The sequence below is a fragment of the Micromonospora sp. CCTCC AA 2012012 genome (assembly GCF_040499845.1).
In the GTDB taxonomy this organism is placed as follows: Bacteria; Actinomycetota; Actinomycetes; order Mycobacteriales; family Micromonosporaceae; genus Micromonospora; species Micromonospora mangrovi.
Map to the genome: position 1 here is coordinate 103,083 of NZ_CP159342.1, position 18,879 is coordinate 121,961.

The window sequence follows — 18,879 nt, forward strand, 5'->3', positions numbered from 1 at the left end:
TCTGGCGTATGACCGCTCCCGGACCGGCAGCCCCACCCCCGCACAACCTGCTGCCCGGCTCCGACGGTGTCCCGCCGGTCGCGGGGCCGCCGTCCGAGCCCGGCGTGCCGTCCCCGCCGGCCGGGCCGGGGGTGGCGCCGCCGTTCGCCGCACCCCCGACCGAGGGCGGCCGACGTCGGCTCTGGCTCGGGCTGGGCGTCGGCGCGCTCGCCGTGCTGCTCTGCTGCGGCGGGGGCGGCGCGGCCGTCGTCGGGCTCGCGGTGACCAACGTCCAGGCGGTCGAGGAACAGGGCCGGGCGGTCACCGACGACTACTACCAGGCGCTGGTGGAGAAGGACTGGCGCAAGGCGTACGACAAGCTCTGCGACACCGCGCAGCAGCGCGAGTCGCGCCCCGAGTTCGAACGACGGGTCGCCGCCGAGCCGCAGATCGCCAGCTACCGGGTGGGCCCGGTGAACCCGAACACCCTCACCGTCCCGGTGAACGTGGTCTTCAGCGGCGGCGACCGGAACCTCCAGCAGGTCACCCTCGCGCCGGACCAGCAGACGGGCGGCATGGAGGTGTGCGGGGTGAGCTGACCCGACCCCGGTATTCTGCTGGGCTCGGGCCCCCGGTCGCCGTACCGTTGTCCCGAACTGACCGGTTCCACTCACACCGCACCCCCGCCGACCGCCAGCCGGCGTAGGAGGAAACATGCCAGCCGACCGTATCGACGCCGTCGTCAGCCTCGCCAAGCGCCGAGGCTTCGTCTTCCCCTCCAGCGAGATCTACGGAGGCACCCGGTCGGCGTGGGACTACGGTCCGCTCGGCGTGGAACTCAAGGAGAACGTCCGCCGGCAGTGGTGGAAGACCATGGTCCAGCAGCGCGACGACGTCGTCGGCCTGGACTCCGCGGTCATCCTGGCCCGCAAGGTCTGGGAGGCCTCCGGCCACATCGCCGAGTTCGTCGACCCGCTGACCGAGTGCCAGTCCTGCCACAAGCGGTTCCGCGCCGACCACCTGGAGGAGGCGTACGCGGAGAAGCACGGCAAGCCGCTGACCTCGCTCCAGGAGCTGAACTGCCCCAACTGCGGCAACAAGGGCACCTTCACCGAGCCGAAGATGTTCAACGGCCTGATGAAGACCTACCTGGGCCCGGTGGAGAGCGACGAGGGCCTGCACTACCTGCGCCCGGAGACCGCCCAGGGCATCTTCGTGAACTACAAGAACGTCGAGACGGTCGCCCGCAAGAAGCCGCCGTTCGGCATCGCGCAGACCGGCAAGTCGTTCCGCAACGAGATCACCCCGGGTAACTTCATCTTCCGGACCCGCGAGTTCGAGCAGATGGAGATGGAGTTCTTCGTCGAGCCGGGCTCCGACGAGCAGTGGCACGAGTACTGGCTCTCCGAGCGCTGGAACTGGTACCTGGACCTCGGCCTCTCCGCCGACAACCTGCGCTTCTACGAGCACCCCAAGGAGAAGCTCTCCCACTACTCGAAGCGCACCGTCGACATCGAGTACCGGTTCCGCTTCGGCGGCACCGAGTTCGCCGAGCTGGAGGGCATCGCCAACCGGACCGACTTCGACCTGTCGACGCACAGCAAGCACTCCGGCGTCGACCTGTCGTACTTCGACCAGACCAAGGGCGAGCGCTGGATGCCGTACGTGATCGAGCCGGCCGCCGGCCTGACCCGCGCGGTGCTCGCCTTCCTGCTGGAGGCGTACGACGAGGACGAGGCGCCGAACACCAAGGGCGGCGTCGACAAGCGCACCGTGATGCGCTTCGACCCGCGGCTGTCCCCGGTGAAGGTGGCGGTGCTGCCGCTGTCCCGCAACGAGGCGCTCTCGCCGAAGGCGAAGGGGCTCGCCGCCGACCTGCGCAAGCGCTGGGTGGTCGAGTTCGACGACTCGCAGGCGATCGGCCGCCGCTACCGCCGGCAGGACGAGATCGGCACCCCGTTCTGCGTGACCGTCGACTTCGACACCCTCGACGACAACGCGGTGACGGTGCGGAACCGGGACACCATGGCCCAGGAGCGGATCTCCCTGGACCAGGTCGAGCGCTACCTGATCGAGCGCCTGCCCGGCTGCTGAGCGACCGCGCGACGGGGCCCCGACCGGACGGTCGGGGCCCCGTCGTGTGCTACACGGGCGTGTAGACGACCAGCTTCAGCGCGGGGTGCCCCGTGGGGTGCAGGGACGAGTACGCGAACCGCAGCGCGCCCCGTTCGGGATGGTGCAGCGTCTTGCGGCCGCTGCCGCCACGGTCGATGTCGTGCCGGTCCCACCAGCGCGCGAACTCGGGGCTGGTGGCCCGCAGCCGGGCGGTGAGCCCGGTGAACGCCGGGTCGGCCGGGTGCAGGTCGTGCGCCACCCGGAACTTCGCCAGCACCCGCCGCGCGTCGTCGGCCCAGCCGGCCCCGAACAGCCGCCGGGCGTCCGGCTCCAGGAACAGGTACACCAGCGAGTTCCGGTCCGGCTCGGGCAGTCCGACCAGCCCGGCGAAGAGGTCGGCGGCCGCGGCGTTCCACGCCAGCAGGTCCCACCGGCGGCCGGTCACGTACGCCGGCTGGGTCAGGGTCTCGAGCAGCCGCCGCAGGTCGTCCGGGACGCTCTCCCGGACGAACGGGGGCAGCCCGCGCGTACCGGCCAGCGCCCGCAGGTGCGCGTGTTCCGCGCCGTCCAGCCGCAGCGCCCGGGCCAGCGCGTCCACCGTCGCCCCGGACGGGCTGACGTCCCGGCCCTGCTCCAGCCGGACGTACCAGTCGATGCCGATCCCGGCCAGCTCGGCGACCTCCTCCCGGCGCAGGCCGGGGGTCCGGCGTCGGCCCCGGTCGGGCAGGCCGACCGCTGCCGGCGTCAGCCGGGCCCGCCGCGACCGCAGGAACTCGCCCAGCCCGGTCCGGGTCCGCTCAGCCATCGTCTCCTCCTCGTTCCCGGGGGTGGTACCCGCCGGTCCCAGGATCGCTCCGGTCCTGAATCCGGCCCGTCCGGTCGACGCACGATGGGCCGGTCACCCGCCCGTCCGTCCGACAGGAGTCGATCCGATCATGCGCGCCGCTGTCCTCACCGAGTTCGGCACACCCCTGACCGTCCAGACCGTTCCCGACCCCGTGCTCGGCACGGGGGAGGTCGTCGTCGACGTGGTGGCGGCGGGCGTGCTCCCGTACGCCGCCGAGGTCTTCAGCGGCGAACGGTCGTACGCGCTCACCCTGCCCGTCGTGCCCGGCGCGGGCGCGGTCGGCCGGGTCCGCGCGGTCGGCCCCGACGCTACCCGCCTCGCGGTGGGCGACTGGGTCTCCGTCGACCCGACGGTACGCGCCCGCGACGGCGCGCCGACCCCGGACATCACCCTTCAGGGCCTGAGCGGCCGGGGCGACGGCGGGCTGCTGCTGCAGCGCCACTTCGGCCACGGCTCGTACGCGGAGCAGGTGCTGGCGCCCACCGAGAACGTCCACCCGCTGGGGCCGATCGACCCCGACGAGGCGGGCCGGTGGTGCGCGCTGCGGCTCTGCCTGGTGCCGTTCGGCGGCCTCCTCGCCGGGGACCTGCGCCCCGGCGAGACGATCCTGATCAGCGGCGCGACCGGCAACTTCGGCAGCGCCGGGGTGGCCGTCGCGCTGGCCCTGGGCGCGGGCTGCGTCGTCGCACCGGGCCGGGACGAGCGGATGCTCGCCGCCCTCGCCGACCGGTTCGGGCCCCGGGTGCGTACCGTCCGGCTCTCCGGGGACGAGGACGACGACCGGCGACGCATGCGGGCCGCCGCCCCGGGACCGATCGACATGGTGCTCGACCTGCTGCCGCCGGCCGCCCCGGCCACCGCCGTCCGGGCCGCCGCGATGACCGTCCGTGAGTTCGGCCGGGTCGTCCTGATGGGGGGCGTGGGCATGCTCGGCGGTGCCGACCTGGCCCTGCCGTACCCCTGGCTGATGCGCGACAGCATCACCGTACGGGGGCAGTGGATGTATCCGCAGGAGGCCAATCTCCGCCTGATCAACCTGGCCCGGTCCGGGCTGCTGGACCTGGCCGCCTTCGAGGTGACCGAGTTCGGACTCGACGCCGTGAACCGGGCGGTGGCGCACGCGGCGGAGACCGGCGGCCGGTTCCGGCTCACCGTCGTCCGACCCTGAGCCGGCACCCTCCGTACACTTGTCCGGTGACTGCCTCGACCCTGCCCGCGCTGCGCCCGCTGACCCTCGGCCCGCACCAGGTGTGGCCGCCGGTGGTGCTCGCGCCGATGGCCGGGATCACCAACGTCGGCTTCCGCCGGCTCTGCCGGGAGCAGGGCGGCGGGATCTACGTCTGCGAGATGATCACCACGCGGGCGCTGGTCGAGCGGAACCCGAAGACGCTGCGCATGATCGCCTTCGGTGCCGACGAGCACCCGCGCAGCCTCCAGCTCTATGGCACCGACCCCGAGGTGACCGCCGCCGCCGTGCGGATCGTGGTCGAGCGCGACCTGGCCGACCACATCGACCTCAACTTCGGCTGCCCGGTCCCGAAGGTCACCCGGCGCGGCGGCGGCTCGGCCCTGCCGTGGCGACGCCGGCTCTTCGCCCGGCTGGTCAGGGCCGCGGTGGACGCGGCGACACCCGCCGGGGTGCCGGTCACGATCAAGATGCGCAAGGGCATCGACGACGACCACCTGACGTACGTCGAGGCCGGCCTCGCCGCCCAGGACGCCGGCGTCGCGGCGGTCGCCCTGCACGGGCGTACGGCCGCGCAGCGCTATTCGGGCACCGCCGACTGGGACGCCATCGCCACCCTCAAGCAGGCCCTCGACGTGCCGGTGCTCGGCAACGGCGACATCTGGGAGGCCGACGACGCGCTGCGGATGGTCGCGCACACCGGGGTGGACGGCGTGGTGGTGGGTCGCGGCTGCCTCGGCCGGCCGTGGCTCTTCGCCGACCTGGAGGCCGCCTTCAACGGCCGCCCCGACCGGCGGCTGCCCACCCTGGGCGAGGTCGCGGTGACCATGCGCCGGCACGCCGAGCTGCTGGTGGACCAGTTCGTGGCCGGTGCCCGGAACCCGGCGCGCGGCGAGCGGGACGGCTGCACCGACTTCCGCAAGCACGTCGCCTGGTATCTGAAGGGCTTTCCGGTCGGCAGCGAGCTGCGCCGCTCCCTCGCGATGATCGACAGCCTGGCGCAGCTCGACGACCTGCTCGGCAAGCTGGACCCGGAGGTGCCGTTCCCGGTGGAGAACCTGGGCCAGCCGCGCGGCCGGACCAACTCCCCGGGCAAGGTCGCCCTGCCGGACGGCTGGCTCGCCAGCCGGGACGACGACACCGTGCCCGAGGGTGCCGAGCTGGACGACTCCGGGGGCTGACCCGCAGCGGAAGCTGACGAAGGGCCGACCCGGTGGGGTCGGCCCTTCGTGGTGGTCACAGGTCAGGAGGAGTAGCCGCGGCTGGCGATCCAGTGGGCCAGCTCGTCCACGTCGATCCGGTACGACGCCTGGTCCGGGTTGGCGGAGTCGGCGATCGTCACGATCTTGCCACCGTCGTGGTACCCGACGACGCTGATGTAGTGCCCGCCCTCGAAGCTGTGGGTGACACCGTCGGTGTCGGTGGCGGTGCCGGCGATGTTGGCGACCACGGCCCGGCCGTCGTCCACGGCCCGCACGATGTCCGTGCGCAGCTGCTCGACGCGCTTGCCGTCGACCTTGTCGGCCGGGATCTCGGTGCTCCGGTACGCGTCGCGGCCGGTCTCCTTGTTCAGCACCGGGGTGATGTCGTTGATGGAGTTGGTGCCGTCCTCGGTGGTGCCCATCTTCTTGGCCATGGCGTCCACGTCGATGGCCTTGCCCTGCACGGAGAGGGCGTTACGCGTTGCGGCGGGGCCGCAGTAGTAGAAGTTGGGCTGCGCCTCGTAGCGCACGTTCAGCTCGCGCTCGCCGTGGCCCTTGCGGTCGGTGGTGACCGAGGTGGCGGCCTTCTCGGCGGGGGTGGCCTGAGCCGCGATGGCGGGGCCGGCGATCCCACCGGCGGTGGCGGCGATACCGGCAGCGGTCAGGACGGTCTTGCGCAGCAGAGTGGTAGCCATGATCAGATCACGCCTTCCATTCGGGGGTGTGCGGCACACACGCCGACGCACCGGGGGGTGCGCGGGGTGCCGCGAAAAAGGGGGAAAGTCTTCGGGGTGTCCGGCGGTCGTGGTCGACCTGCTCGGTGGCCCGGGGGTGTAACGACCGGCGGCGGGGAGTCATTCCCCCGGCCTCGCCGGTGGGGACCCGGTGTTCGCGGTCCGGGGGATGCAACGACGGCCGGTGGCCGGTCATTCCCGACCGGCGGTCACCGGCTCGGGGGCCGGGATGCCGCGCGGTCTGCCATGTTCAACGACCCCGCCCCCGACATGATTCCGCCGGTGGGGTGGCCCCGACCACGGGTTGCCCGCCGTCAACCACGCCGGGCCCCCACCGTGCTGGTCGGAACGCGAACCCCACGGGAACGGGATGATCCGGACATCCGGCGGCCCGCTCCCGGGTCGCCCCGCGGCGACCTCGACTGTCGGCTTGCCGGGACGCGAACCGCCCCGCCGTCGACGGTCGGCTTCGGGGTGACGTAGCGCCTAGGCGGCTACGAACTTGATGGCATCAATGAATCACCCACAGTGTCCGGTTCATGCCGTTCCGGGCGCGGGCTCACGCCTGATTACAGAAATGCCATCAAGTTCGTAGCGTCCGTTCACCCCTCCCGCCGCCGGGCGCTGCGACCGCGGGGACGGTCAGGGGGCGTCGGCGGGGCGCGGGGTGGGGACGGGACGGGACGGGGTGGTGGGCCAGGGGATCTCGGGGGAGGGGTGGAAGGCGATGCCGGCGGTGGCCCAGCGGGGGCCGTGACCGGCCAGCCGCTCGCGGAAGTCCGCCCAGTCGTGCGTCGACCGGGGTGACCAGCCCAGTTCGGCGAGGGCGGGCAGCCGGGGCAGCAGCATGAACTCGATCTCCGCGAGCGTGGTGACCGACTCGGTCCACAGCGGCGCCTCCACACCCAGCACCGACTCGGCCGGCACGCCGGTGAGGTGGGTGCCCGGATCCCAGTCGTACGCGCGCCGGACGTCGATCAGGCCGGCCCAGTCGTGTCCGATCGGGGTGTCCGGCGCGTACTTCATGTCCAGGTAGGCGTGGTTGCCGGGGGAGAGGATCAGCCGGGCGCCACGGCGTACCGCGTCGGCGGTCTCGGGGTCGTCGGGATGGGTGCCCCACCACTGCACGACCCGGCCGTCGACGTGCCCGGCCGGGGCGATCTGGTGCCAGCCGACGACGGTCTTCCCGGTGCCGGCGACGATCCGCTGCGCGCGCTCCACGAAACCGGTGTACGCCGCGCCCTTGACCTTGAACGCCTCGTCGCCGCCGATGTGCAGCCACGGTCCGGGGGTGAGCGCGGCCACCTCGCCGAGCACGTCGGCGACGAAGGCGTACGTCCGCTCGTCGGTGTGGTCGACGTAGCTGAAGCCGACCTCGGTGCCGGTGTACGGCGACGGCGCGATCCTGTTCGGTGCCAGCTCGGGGTAGGCGACCAGCGCCGCGTTGGTGTGGCCCGGCAGGTCGATCTCCGGCACCACCGTGACGTGCCGGCGGGCGGCGTGGCGGACGATGCGGCGGTAGTCGGCCCTGGTGTAGAAGCCGCCGGGGCCGTCGCCCACCTCGGTGGCGCCGCCCACGTCGGCCAGCCGGGGCCAGGAGTCGACGGCGATCCGCCACCCCTGGTCGTCGGTGAGGTGCAGGTGCAGGTGGTTGAGCTTGTACCGGGCCAGGTGGTCGATCACCCGCAGCACGTCGGGCACGGCGAAGAAGTGCCGGGCCACGTCGAGCATCGCCCCCCGGTACGCGAACCGGGGCCGGTCGACGATCGTGCCGCCGGGCACCGTCCACCGTCCGGTCACCGGGGTGCGGCTCTCGATCGCCGCCGGCAGCAGTTGCCGCAGCGTCTGCACCCCGTGGAAGAGCCCGGCGGCGCCGACCGCGACGATCCGTACCTCGTCGGGGGCGACCGTCAGCCGGTAGCCCTCGTCCCCCGCCGGCCCGTCCCCGGCGGTCGGCGCCGGGGTGGACCGGGCCGGAGTCGGGGTCGGGCCGGAGAGGGTGAGGACCAGGTGGCCGTCGGTTCCGGCGTCGGCCAGCTCGGTGACCGGCAGCCGGTGGCCGGTGGCGGGACGCAGCAGGTCGGCGAGCTGCTCGGCCACGTCCCGGGCCGCCGGGTCGGGGCTGACCCGGACGACCGCATCCGGGGGGAGCGTGAAGTCGGCCGCGGGGTCGGGGTGGACGCGCTCCGGCGCGGGCACCACGTCGCCGAGGCGGACCGGGGCCGGCGGGGTGAGCAACCGGTCGGCCGACCGGGCGGCGGCGTGGGCGAGGTCGGCCACCGCCGGCGGGTGCGGGGAGATCCCCGCCGGCGTCGCCCCGTCCGCCGGCCGCGCCGGGACGCCGGGGACGGCGGTCCTGCCCTGGTCGGGGCTGGTGTCACGCAGGGACGGCACGGTGGCGGCTCCGGGGTGTATTCGCGTGGGATATGGCAAAGGTGAGTTTCGGCCGAGCGAGCGCTGTCAAGAGTACGAGGGGCGGCGAGATTGCGTGATCGTGCGCGTGGAAGCGTTCCCAGAAACCGGTACGGACGCGGACAGTGGTGACCGTTGTGCCGATTGTCACCGAACGGTCCCAGCCCACTCGAAGTTCGCTTAACCTTCGCCCACCGATCGCTGACGACGCCGGGATTACCGGTGGTCGCTCCCGGGGTAAGTCCGAACTGAACCTTCGTTAAGTGTCAATGGCGCGCGTGGGAGGCTCTGGTGGCAGCGCAAGAGACGGTCGAGCAGAAGTACGTCTACGACTTCGCCGAGGGCAACAAGGAACTCAAGGACCTGCTCGGCGGCAAGGGTGCCAACCTCGCCGAGATGACCAACCTCGGACTGCCGGTTCCGCCCGGCTTCACCATCACCACCGAGGCCTGCAAGGCGTACCTGACGACCGGCCGCGAGCCGGACGGACTGGCCGGGCAGATCGAGGCGCACCTGGAGTCCCTGGAGCGGGAGATGGGGCGCAGGCTCGGCGACCCGGACGACCCGCTGCTGGTCTCCGTCCGCTCCGGCGCCAAGTTCTCCATGCCCGGCATGATGGAGACCGTCCTCAACGTCGGCCTCAACGACCGCAGCGTGGTCGGGCTCAGCGCGCAGGCGGGCGGGAACGACCGGTTCGCCTGGGACTCCTACCGTCGGCTGATCCAGATGTTCGGCAAGACCGTCTGCGAGGTGCCGGGCGAGGAGTTCGAGCACGCGCTCGACGAGGCCAAGCACGCCAAGGGTACGCAGAACGACCTGGACCTCGACGCGGACGACCTGCGCGGGCTGGTCGACGCGTACAAGAAGATCTTCGTCAAGCACACCGGGCGGGAGTTCCCGCAGGAGCCGCGCGAGCAGCTCGACCTGGCCATCCGCGCCGTCTTCGAGTCGTGGAACGCCGAGCGCGCCATCCTCTACCGGCGGCAGGAGCGCATCCCCGCCGACCTCGGCACCGCGGTCAACGTCGTCTCCATGGTCTTCGGCAACCTCGGGCCCGACTCGGGCACCGGCGTCGCCTTCACCCGCGACCCGGGCAGCGGCGCGCAGGGCATCTACGGCGACTACCTGGCCAACGCGCAGGGCGAGGACGTCGTCGCCGGCATCCGCAACACCGTGCCGTTGCAGGAGCTGGAGCAGCTCGACAAGTCCTCGTACGACGAGCTGCTCGGGATCATGGCCCGGCTGGAGGAGCACTACCGGGACCTCTGCGACATCGAGTTCACCATCGAGCGCGGCAAGCTCTGGATGCTCCAGACCCGGGTCGGCAAGCGCACCGCCGCGGCCGCCTTCGTGATCGCCGGTCAGCTCGTCGACGAGGGCCTGATCGACCTCGACGAGGCGCTGCACCGGGTCAACGGCGCGCAGCTCGCCCAGCTGATGTTCCCCCGCTTCCAGCTCGACCACGAGTTCCAGCCGGTCGCCAAGGGCATCGGCGCCTCGCCGGGCGCCGCCTCCGGCAAGGTGGTCTTCACCTCCGCCCGCGCCGTCGAGCTGGCCGCCGAGGGGGAGTCGGTGATCCTGGTCCGCCGGGAGACCAACCCCGACGACCTGAACGGCATGATCGCCGCCCAGGGCATCCTCACCTCGCGCGGCGGCAAGACCAGCCACGCCGCGGTGGTGGCCCGGGGCATGGGCAAGACCTGCGTCTCCGGCGCCGACGCGCTGGAGGTCAACGTCCCGGCGAAGAAGTTCACCGTCGGCGAGCACGTCGTCAACGAGGGCGACCTGGTCTCCATCGACGGCACCACCGGCAAGGTCTACCTCGGCGAGGTGCCGGTCATGCCGTCGGAGGTGGTGCAGTACTTCGAGGGCAGCCTGGAGCCGGAGCACGTCGACAACGCGCTCGTCCGGGCCGTACACCGGATCATGACGCACGCCGACGCGACGCGGCGACTGGCGGTCCGGACGAACGCCGACACCGGCGAGGACGCGGCGCGGGCGCGGCGGTTCGGCGCCGAGGGCATCGGCCTGTGCCGCACCGAGCACATGTTCCTCGGCGACCGGCGGGAGCTGGTCGAGCGGCTGATCCTGGCCCGCACCGACGGGGAGCGGGACGACGCCCTGGCCGCGTTGCTGCCGTTGCAGCGGGCCGACTTCATCGAGATCTTCCGCGAGATGGACGGGCTGCCGGTCACCGTGCGGCTGATCGACCCGCCGCTGCACGAGTTCCTGCCCCCGCTGGAGCAGCTCGCGGTCAACGTGGCGGTCGCCCAGGAGCGCGGCGAGGACGTGGCCAAGGAGGAGGCGCTGCTCGCCGCCGTCCGGCGGATGCACGAGGAGAACCCGATGCTGGGCCTGCGCGGGGTCCGGCTCGGCCTGGTCATCCCCGGTCTCTTCGCGATGCAGGTCCGGGCCATCGCGGAGGCCGCGGTCGCGGTCACCCGCGAGGGCGGCACCGCCTGCCCGGAGATCATGGTGCCGCTGGTCGGTGCCGTGCAGGAGCTGGAGACGGTACGCGCCGAGGCCGAGAAGATCATCGCCGAGGTGGTCGGGGACAGCGGCGTCGAGGTGCTGATCGGCACCATGATCGAGGTGCCCCGGGCCGCGCTCACCGCCGGGCAGATCGCCGAGGCGGCCCAGTTCTTCTCCTTCGGCACCAACGACCTGACCCAGATGGGCTGGGGCTTCTCCCGCGACGACGTGGAGGGCGCGTTCTTCTGGCGCTACCTGGAGCTGGGCATCTTCGGCATCTCGCCGTTCGAGTCGATCGACCGGGAGGGCGTCGGCCGGCTGGTGCGGATCGCCGCCGAGGAGGGGCGGGCCGCCCGGCCCGGGCTGAAGCTCGGCGTCTGCGGCGAGCACGGCGGCGACCCCGACTCGGTGCACTTCTTCCACGAGGTCGGCCTCGACTACGTCTCCTGCTCGCCGTTCCGGGTGCCGGTGGCCCGGCTGGAGGCCGGTCGCGCGGCCGTGGAGACCGGCGGCTCCGACTCCCGCTGACCCGTGCCCACCACGGGGTCGCCGGTACGCCCGGCGGCCCCGCGGCTGACCCGGGTCCGCCTTTGCTCTGCAGCCACGGACGCAGCACCCCGGGGGTCGACCGGTGTTGCGAATATGGCTGCAGAGCAAAGGGGCCGCCGGTACCCCGGCGGCCCCCTGCGGCGGGTCGCCCGGCGCGCCGATCGCCGCGTCCCGGCGTAACCTGGGCGCACTGTCCGCGCAACCGGCGAAGGGTGGCCGCATGACCAGCGTCTGGGAGAGCCTGACCGTCGACGCCCGCGACCCGTCCCGACTCGCCCACTGGTGGGCGGAGGCGCTCGGCTACGAGGTGGTCGCCGACAAGCCGGACGAGGTGGAGATCCGCCCCGCGCCGGACCAGCTCCCCGGCATCGTCTTCGTCCCGGTCACCGACCCCAAGCAGACCAAGAACCGGCTCCACCTCGACCTGCGCCCGGCCGACCAGGAGGCCGAGGTCGAGCGGCTGGTCGACATGGGCGCCCGGCACGTCGACGTGGGCCAGGGCGACGTCGACTGGACCGTGCTCGCCGACCCGGAGGGCAACGAGTTCTGCGTGCTCCGGCAGCGGGGATGACGCTTGAGCGCCGGTCCGGCTGACGATGCGGCGCGCCTGGTCGACGAGGCGCCCAAGGACACCGGCTACGGGCGGTCGCCGTACGAGCGGGACCGGGCGCGGGTGCTGCACTCGGCGGCGTTCCGCCGGCTCGCCGCGAAGACCCAGGTGCACACCGCCGGCACGGACGACTTCCTGCGTACCCGGCTGACGCACTCGCTGGAGGTGGCGCAGATCGCCCGCGAGATGGGCGACCGGCTCGGCTGCGACCCGGACGTGGTGGACACCGCCGGACTCGCCCACGACCTCGGCCACCCGCCGTTCGGGCACAACGGCGAGGACGCGCTGGACACCCTCGCCGCCGACTGCGGCGGCTTCGAGGGGAACGCGCAGACGCTGCGGGTGCTCACCCGGCTGGAGGCCAAGGTGCTCACCCCCGACGGCCGCTCCGCCGGGCTGAACCTCACCCGGGCCTCGCTCGACGCGGTCAGCAAGTATCCGTGGCCGCGCCGCACCGGGCAGCGCAAGTTCGGTGTGTACGCCGACGACCGCCCGGTCTTCGACTGGCTGCGCGCGGGCGCCCCGACCGACGGCCGGCGCTGCCTGGAGGCGCAGGTGATGGACTGGGCCGACGACGTGGCGTACTCGGTGCACGACGTGGAGGACGGCATCCACGGCGGGTACGTCAGCCTGCGCCTGCTGGCCGACGCCGACGAGCGGCGGGCGCTCTGCGCCGACGTGGCGGCGGCGTACTCCGGGGAGTCCGCGGACGACCTGGGCGGGGTGCTGGTGGACCTGCTCGCCGACCCGGTGCTCGCCCCGCTCGCCACGTACGACGGCAGCCACCGCGCGCAGGCCGCGTTGAAGGCGACCACGAGTGTGCTCACCGGCCGGTTCGTCTCGACCGTGGTGGCCGCCACCCGGGACCGCTTCGGCCCCGAGCCGCACCGCCGGTACGCCGCCGACCTGGTGGTGCCGCGCCGGATCCGGGCCCAGTGCGCCCTGCTCAAGGGCATCGCGCTGCGCTACGTGATGCGCCGTCCCGGCGCCGGCCCCCGGTACGCCCGACAGCGGGAGATCCTCGCCGAGCTGGTCGCCGCCCTGGTCGACCGGGCGCCCGACGCGCTGGATCCGGTCTTCGCGCCGCAGTGGCGGGACGCGGCCGACGACGCCGCCCGGCTGCGGGTGGTGGTCGACCAGGTCGCCTCGCTCACCGACCCGGCCGCGCTGGCCTGGCACGGTCGCCTGGTCGGTGGGCGGGTGGGGGACGGCCGGGACTGAGGCTAGCCTTACCGGCATGACGAAGAAGCTGACCGCCGCCACGGTCCTGCGGACCGAGCGTCCCACCCCGCACCTGATCCGCCTGGTGCTCGGCGGTCCGGAGCTGGTCGGCCTGCCGGTGGGCCAGTACACCGACCACTACGTCAAGTTCGTCTTCCCGCCGGCCGGGGTGCGCTATCCGCACCCGGTGGACCTGGCCACCCTCAAGCGGGACCTGCCCCGCGAGCAGTGGCCGCGGCTGCGGGCGTACACGGTGCGGGCCTTCGACGCGGCGCGCGCCGAGCTGACCGTCGACGTGGTGCACCACGGCGACGAGGGGCTGGCCGGCCCGTGGGCCGCCGCGCTGCGCCCCGGCGACGAGGTGCTCTTCACCGGCCCCGGCGGCGCGTACGCCCCGGACCCGGCCGCCGACTGGCACCTGCTGGTCGGCGACGAGAGCGCGCTGCCGGCGATCGCCGCGGCCCTGGAGCGGCTGCCGGCCGGCGCGCCCGCCACGGTCTTCCTGGAGGTCGACGGCCCGGCCGACGAGCTACCGCTGACCAGCCCGGGCGCGGTGGAGCTGACCTGGCTGCACCGGGCCGGTCGCCCGGTCGGCGCGGCCCTGGTGGAGGCGGTCCGGGCGCTGGAGTTCCGGCCCGGCGCGGTGCACGCGTTCGTGCACGGCGAGGCCGGCTTCGTCAAGGAGCTGCGCCGGCTGCTGCGGGTCGAGCGGGGAGTGCCGGCGGCCGCCCTGTCGATCTCCGGCTACTGGCGGCGCGGCTTCGACGACGAGGGCTGGCGTGCCACCAAGGCCGACTGGAACCGCCAGGTCGAGGCCGAGGAGGCGACCGCCACGGCCTGAGCCCGGTGCGGGGGGCGGGTCAGGCGTACGTCTCGCCGGTACCGACGACCGCCCGCTCCGTCGGGGGCAGCGAACGGCGGTCGAGGACCAGGCCGACCTGCGCGGCGGAGCCGGCGACGCGGCGGCGGATCGCCCGCACGTGCAGCGCCAGCGAGCCGGGGACGACCAGCGCCGCCACCGTCGCGGCCAGCCACACCGGCCCGACGGCCAGCACCGCCAGCGCGGCGGCCAGGGCCACCAGCACGCTGTTCACCACGGCGATCATGCCGGCCTGGCTGACCAGGTCGCGGAACCAGTGCCGGCGGAACGGCTCCGGCGCGAAGGGGCCCGGGTCGTCGAGCGTCGGCATCATCACGTACGCGGCCAGTTCCGGGGCGCGGCGGGTCAGCCAGGTACGCAGCACGGTGGCGGCGACGGCGTACCGGCGGCCCCGGTCGTTCAGCTCGACCTGGCGGGCGAAGACGGCGATCCCGAGCAGCAGGACGAGCACCCCCAGGCCGGCCAGTACGGCGGGGCGGACCGGGCCGCCCGGGGTGCCGCCCGTGGTGATCAGCCCGGCCGAGACGGCGGTGGCGGCGGTGGCCACCGCGAGGAAGAAGGTGAACCGGGCGGCCGACTGGTCGTGCACCGCCCGGCTCAGCTCGCGCAGGTGCTCGTACTCGGCGAGGGCGATGGTCAGCGGTACGTCCTGGTCCTCGGTCATCCGGCTGTCCTCCCCGCGGTCGCGGCCTCCCACCGTAGCCAAGATCCGCAAGGGTGGAGATGCGCGGTATCGGCCCGCCGGAACCGGTCGTCCGCCCAGGATTGGGCCATGGCGGAGCAGGTGGGGCAGAGCCGGGCCGGGTCGGGGCGTACCGACCGGGTGGTGCTCACGGCGGGGGTCGTCGGGGTGCTGGCGGTGGTCGGTTGGGGGGTCCTCGGGGGTCGGTCCCTCGCGGGTTTCGCCTCGTCGGGGCTGGCCTGGGCGATCTCCACCTTCGGCTGGCTCTTCGTGGTGGCGGCGGACGCCTTCCTGGTGCTCTCCGTGGTGCTCGCGGCGTCCCGGTACGGCCGGATCCGGCTCGGTGCCGACGACGACGAGCCGGAGTTCAGCACGACGGCGTGGGTGTCGATGATGTTCAGCACCGGCATGGGGATCGGCCTGATCTTCTATGCCGTGGCGGAGCCGATCCAGCACTACGCCAGCCCGCCACCGGCCGCCGGCGTCGCCCCGCAGTCCGGTCCGGCCGCCGCGACGGCGATGCAGTACACCCTCTTCCACTGGACGCTGCACCCGTGGGGGATCTACGCGATCGCCGCGCTGGCGCTGGCGTACTCGACCTTCCGCAAGGGGCGCGGCAACCGGATCTCGGCGGCCTTCGAGCCGCTGCTCGGCGCCCGGGCGTACGGGCCGGTCGGGCGGGCCGTCGACCTGCTCGCGGTCTTCGCCACCGTCTTCGGCTCGGCGACCAGCCTCGGGCTCGGCGCGCTCCAGGTCGCCGCCGGGCTGGACGCGGCGACCGACGTGCCGGCCAGCACGGCCGTCGAGCTGGTGGTGATCGGGGCGCTCACCGCCGCCTTCGTGGTCTCGGCGTTCACCGGCCTGCACAAGGGGATCAAGTGGTTGTCGACCACGAACGTGGTGCTGGCGGTCGGGCTGATGGTCTTCGTCTTCGTGGCCGGGCCGACGATCTACACCCTGGAGGTGCTGCCCGCCTCCGTCGGTGACTACCTCAGTCATCTGGTCGTCATGTCGACCCGTACCGGGGCCTTCACCGACCCGGCCTGGCTCGGCTCGTGGACGATCTTCTACTGGGCCTGGTGGATCTCCTGGGCGCCCTTCGTCGGCATCTTCATCGCCCGCATCTCCCGGGGGCGCACGGTCCGGGAGTTCGTCACCGGGGTGCTGCTGGTGCCGAGCGGGGCGAGCATCGTCTGGTTCGCCATCATGGGCGGCACCGCGCTGCGGGTGCAGCGGACGGGTGCCCGGGACCTGGTCGCCGACGTCGGGACGAGTGCGGAGAACGCCCTCTTCGGGCTCCTGCACGCGCTGCCGCTGGCCACGGTCACCACGGTGCTGGCGGCGGTGCTGGTGGCGCTCTTCTTCATCACCGGGGCGGACTCGGCCGCGTTGGTGCTGGGTTCCTTGAGTTCCGGTGGCGCGCTGCGGCCGCACCGGGGGGTGGTGGTGCTCTGGGGCGTACTCATCGGGGCGGTCGCGGCGGCGCTGCTGCTCGCCGGCGGGCTGGCCGCGTTGCAGCAGGCCACCATCCTGGTCGCGTTGCCGTTCGTGGTGGTGATGCTCGGCCTGGCGGTGGCCCTGGTGCGGGAGCTGGCCGCCGACCCGGCGGTCCGGCCGCCGGTCCGGCCGCGCCGGTCCGGGCTGGCCGCCGCGGTGCGGGCCGCCCGGTCGTACGAGGAGGAGGAGCCGGCTCCGGTCACCCGCTGGTTCCACCGCCCCCGGGGCTGAGCGGGTCTACCTCGATATGTAGTAGGGGTGCTACATTTCGCGGTACTGATCCGTCACACACCGGGGGAGCGGTCATGACCGCGGTTCATCTGGCGGGAGTCGACGCGGCTCCCCACCCACCCGACGACGACCTCGTCCTCGACGTCCGTGACCTGCGGATGCGGTACGGCACCGTGGACGTGCTGCACGGCGTCAGCTTCACCGCCCGACGCGGCGAGGTGCTCGCCCTGCTCGGGCCCAACGGGGCCGGCAAGACCACCACCATCGAGATCCTCGAAGGCTTCCGGATGCGTTCGGCCGGCGAGGTGCGGGTCCTGGGCGCCGACCCGGGCCGGGGCGACGAACGGTGGCGGTCCCGGCTGGGCGTGGTCCTCCAGTCCTGGCGGGACCACGGCAAGTGGCGGGTCCGGGACCTGCTGTCGCACCTCGGCGACTTCTACGCGCCGTACTCGACCGACCGGGTCCGTCGGCCCTGGCCGGTGGACGAGCTGCTGGCCACGGTCGGCCTGGCCGCGCACGCCGACAAGCGGGTGCACCAGCTCTCCGGCGGCCAGCGCCGCCGGCTCGACGTGGCGGTCGGCATCGTCGGCCGTCCGGAGCTGCTCTTCCTCGACGAGCCGACGGTCGGCTTCGACCCGGCCGCCCGGCGGGAGTTCCACGAGCTGGTGCACCGCCTCGCCGACCTCGACTCCACGACCATCCTGCTCACCACCCACGACCTGGACGAGGCCGAGAAGCTGGCGGACCGGATCCTCCTGCTGGCCGGTGGCCGGATCATCGCCGACGGTTCCCCGCACGAGCTGGCCCGCCGGGTCGCCGGGGACGCCGAGATCCGCTGGAGCCGGGACGGCGAGCGCTTCGTGCACGCCGCGGCGGACGCCACCGGCTTCCTCCGGGAGCTGTTCCGGCAGCACGGCGACGCCGTGCAGGAGCTGGAGGTGCGGCGGGCCAGTCTGGAAGACGCCTACATGGCCCTGGTGTACGAGCAGGAGTCCGGCGCCCGGACCGGTGCGGCCGCCCGGGTCTGGCAGACGGGAGACGAGCGATGAGCCCCACCGGAGCAGCCGTCCGCACCGGTGTGCGGCGCGGCGTGATCGAGCTGCGCAACACCTTCACCAACGGGCAGGACCTGTGGAACTACTTCTTCCCCACGTTCGTCCTGCTGGTCGCGATGTTCTTCATGCGCGGCGCCACGGTGCCCGGCACCCAGTTCTCCCTCGGCGCCCGGACGCTGCCCAGCGCGCTGGGCATGGGGCTGGCCTTCGGCGGCATGCTGGTGCTGGCCCAGCAGCTGGTGGTCGAGCGGGAGGACGGCACGCTGCTGCGCGCCAAGGCCACCCCGAACGGCATGCTCGGCTACCTGGTCGGCAAGATCACCCTGATGTCGGCGGTGGCGCTGGTCAGCATGCTCGTCCAACTGGTCCCGGCGCTGTTCTTCCTGGACGGGCTCCGGGTGACCAGCCCGGCCGCCTGGTTCACCCTGGCCTGGGTGGCGGTGCTCGGCCTGGTCGCCACCCTGCCCATGGGCGCGGTCGTCGGCTCGCTGATCGAGAACCCGCGCAACCTCGGGCTGGTCATGCTGCCCACCATGGGGCTGGTCGCCCTCTCCGGCATCTTCTATCCGATCAACAGCTATCCCGGCTGGCTCCAGGCCGTCGCGCAGGTCTTCCCGATCTACTGGCTAGGGTTGGGCATGCGCTCGGCGCTGCTCCCGGACGGCATGGCGGCGGTCGAGCTGGGCGGCTCCTGGCGGCACCTGGAGACCCTCGGCGTGCTCGGCCTCTGGGCCGTGCTCGGGCTGGTCCTGGCCCCGATCGTGCTGCGCCGGATGGCCCGCCGGGAGTCCGGGTCGCGGGTCGCCGCGCGCCGCGAGCGCGCGATGCAACGGGTGGCATGAGAGGGCGTCGATGAGTGAGACGGTGCACAACCGGATCGCGGTGCTGCGCGCCGAGCGGGGGATCTCCCGGCGGCAGCTCGCCGACGCCCTGGGGGTGCACTACCAGACGGTCGGCTATCTGGAACGGGGCGAGTTCAGGCCGAGCCTGCACCTGGCGCTGCGCATCGCCGCGTACTTCGAGGTGCCGGTCGAGGTGGTCTTCTCGATCGAGCCGTTCCCCCGGATCGGCGACGCCGCCGACGGCGCGCGCCGGACGGCCTGACCGCACGGCCCGCCGGACATCGGCGGGCCGTGCGGCGTCGTTCGCCACACGCCCGTCCCCCGAGCGCCGGATCGTCGGTCCGGCAGGGCAGGATGTACGCCGG

At 73.3% G+C, this 18,879-nt stretch carries 16 protein-coding genes; 12 read left to right on the forward strand and 4 right to left on the reverse strand.

Translation table 11 applies throughout. The annotated features are described in order from the left end of the window. Nucleotides 1-104: 104 nt before the first annotated feature. Both ABUL08_RS00520 and ABUL08_RS00525 read left to right on the forward strand, forming a co-directional pair. Nucleotides 105-578, forward strand: coding sequence for a hypothetical protein (locus ABUL08_RS00520; RefSeq protein WP_350938414.1), 474 nt, complete (start codon nucleotides 105-107; stop codon nucleotides 576-578). A gap of 115 nt (nucleotides 579-693) precedes the next feature. Continuing rightward, complete coding sequence (locus tag ABUL08_RS00525; RefSeq protein WP_350933627.1) at nucleotides 694-2,073, forward strand: glycine--tRNA ligase; 1,380 nt, start codon at nucleotides 694-696, stop codon at nucleotides 2,071-2,073. A gap of 49 nt (nucleotides 2,074-2,122) precedes the next feature. Here the strand turns inward: ABUL08_RS00525 and ABUL08_RS00530 are convergent, their stop codons facing one another. Then, a complete protein-coding gene (locus tag ABUL08_RS00530) occupies nucleotides 2,123-2,899 on the reverse strand; it encodes a helix-turn-helix transcriptional regulator (protein WP_350933628.1) in 777 nt (258 codons plus the stop codon). Between the two features lie 130 nt (nucleotides 2,900-3,029). Here ABUL08_RS00530 and ABUL08_RS00535 point away from each other — a divergent pair, with 130 nt between their 5' ends. Together ABUL08_RS00535 and dusB are read left to right on the forward strand one after the other, a co-directional pair. After that, nucleotides 3,030-4,109 carry a zinc-binding alcohol dehydrogenase family protein gene (locus ABUL08_RS00535; protein ID WP_350933629.1) on the forward strand — a complete coding sequence of 360 codons (1,080 nt, stop codon included), beginning with the start codon at nucleotides 3,030-3,032 and terminating at the stop codon, nucleotides 4,107-4,109. A 26-nt stretch (nucleotides 4,110-4,135) separates the two neighbouring features. Next, a complete protein-coding gene (dusB, locus tag ABUL08_RS00540) occupies nucleotides 4,136-5,308 on the forward strand; it encodes a tRNA dihydrouridine synthase DusB (RefSeq protein ID WP_350933630.1) in 1,173 nt (390 codons plus the stop codon). Between the two features lie 62 nt (nucleotides 5,309-5,370). Here dusB and ABUL08_RS00545 read toward each other — a convergent pair whose 3' ends face one another. Together ABUL08_RS00545 and ABUL08_RS00555 are read right to left on the reverse strand one after the other, a co-directional pair. Further along, a complete protein-coding gene (locus ABUL08_RS00545; RefSeq protein ID WP_350933631.1) occupies nucleotides 5,371-6,024 on the reverse strand; it encodes a C39 family peptidase in 654 nt (217 codons plus the stop codon). 681 nt (nucleotides 6,025-6,705) lie between these two features. Beyond that, complete coding sequence (locus ABUL08_RS00555) at nucleotides 6,706-8,478, reverse strand: beta-N-acetylhexosaminidase (RefSeq protein ID WP_377522861.1); 1,773 nt, start codon at nucleotides 8,476-8,478, stop codon at nucleotides 6,706-6,708. Nucleotides 8,479-8,766: 288 nt separating this feature from the next. Between ABUL08_RS00555 and ppdK the strand changes: the two genes are divergently transcribed. The 4 genes from ppdK to ABUL08_RS00575 all read left to right on the forward strand — a co-directional run bounded on the left by ppdK (nucleotide 8,767) and on the right by ABUL08_RS00575 (nucleotide 14,168). Continuing rightward, the gene (ppdK, locus tag ABUL08_RS00560; RefSeq protein ID WP_350933633.1) at nucleotides 8,767-11,475 is read left to right on the forward strand and encodes a pyruvate, phosphate dikinase; all 2,709 of its coding nucleotides are present in this window, start codon (nucleotides 8,767-8,769) and stop codon (nucleotides 11,473-11,475) included. 241 nt (nucleotides 11,476-11,716) lie between these two features. Continuing rightward, a complete protein-coding gene (locus ABUL08_RS00565; RefSeq protein ID WP_350933635.1) occupies nucleotides 11,717-12,067 on the forward strand; it encodes a VOC family protein in 351 nt (116 codons plus the stop codon). Between the two features lie 3 nt (nucleotides 12,068-12,070). Beyond that, nucleotides 12,071-13,327, forward strand: a complete 1,257-nt coding sequence (locus ABUL08_RS00570; protein WP_350933636.1) for a deoxyguanosinetriphosphate triphosphohydrolase — start codon at nucleotides 12,071-12,073, stop codon at nucleotides 13,325-13,327. Between the two features lie 16 nt (nucleotides 13,328-13,343). Beyond that, entirely contained in the window at nucleotides 13,344-14,168 is an 825-nt protein-coding gene (locus tag ABUL08_RS00575) for a siderophore-interacting protein (RefSeq protein WP_350933637.1), read from the forward strand. 19 nt (nucleotides 14,169-14,187) lie between these two features. Here ABUL08_RS00575 and ABUL08_RS00580 read toward each other — a convergent pair whose 3' ends face one another. Beyond that, the gene (locus tag ABUL08_RS00580) at nucleotides 14,188-14,871 is read right to left on the reverse strand and encodes a hypothetical protein (protein WP_350933638.1); all 684 of its coding nucleotides are present in this window, start codon (nucleotides 14,869-14,871) and stop codon (nucleotides 14,188-14,190) included. A gap of 108 nt (nucleotides 14,872-14,979) precedes the next feature. On the opposite strand from ABUL08_RS00580, the gene ABUL08_RS00585 reads away from it, so the two are divergent. The 4 genes from ABUL08_RS00585 (at nucleotide 14,980) to ABUL08_RS00600 (ending at nucleotide 18,776) form a co-directional block, all read left to right on the forward strand. Next, nucleotides 14,980-16,617 (forward strand): BCCT family transporter, encoded by a 1,638-nt coding sequence (locus ABUL08_RS00585; protein ID WP_350933639.1) that lies wholly within the window; start codon nucleotides 14,980-14,982, stop codon nucleotides 16,615-16,617. A 74-nt stretch (nucleotides 16,618-16,691) separates the two neighbouring features. Then, nucleotides 16,692-17,666: an ABC transporter ATP-binding protein gene (locus ABUL08_RS00590; protein ID WP_377522807.1), complete on the forward strand. Its 975-nt coding sequence runs from the start codon at nucleotides 16,692-16,694 to the stop codon at nucleotides 17,664-17,666. Further along, the gene (locus ABUL08_RS00595) at nucleotides 17,663-18,514 is read left to right on the forward strand and encodes an ABC transporter permease (protein WP_350933640.1); all 852 of its coding nucleotides are present in this window, start codon (nucleotides 17,663-17,665) and stop codon (nucleotides 18,512-18,514) included. Before ABUL08_RS00590 ends, ABUL08_RS00595 begins: the two co-directional genes overlap by 4 nt. A gap of 10 nt (nucleotides 18,515-18,524) precedes the next feature. Beyond that, nucleotides 18,525-18,776 (forward strand): helix-turn-helix transcriptional regulator, encoded by a 252-nt coding sequence (locus ABUL08_RS00600; protein ID WP_350933641.1) that lies wholly within the window; start codon nucleotides 18,525-18,527, stop codon nucleotides 18,774-18,776. The last annotated feature ends 103 nt before the right edge of the window (nucleotides 18,777-18,879 follow it).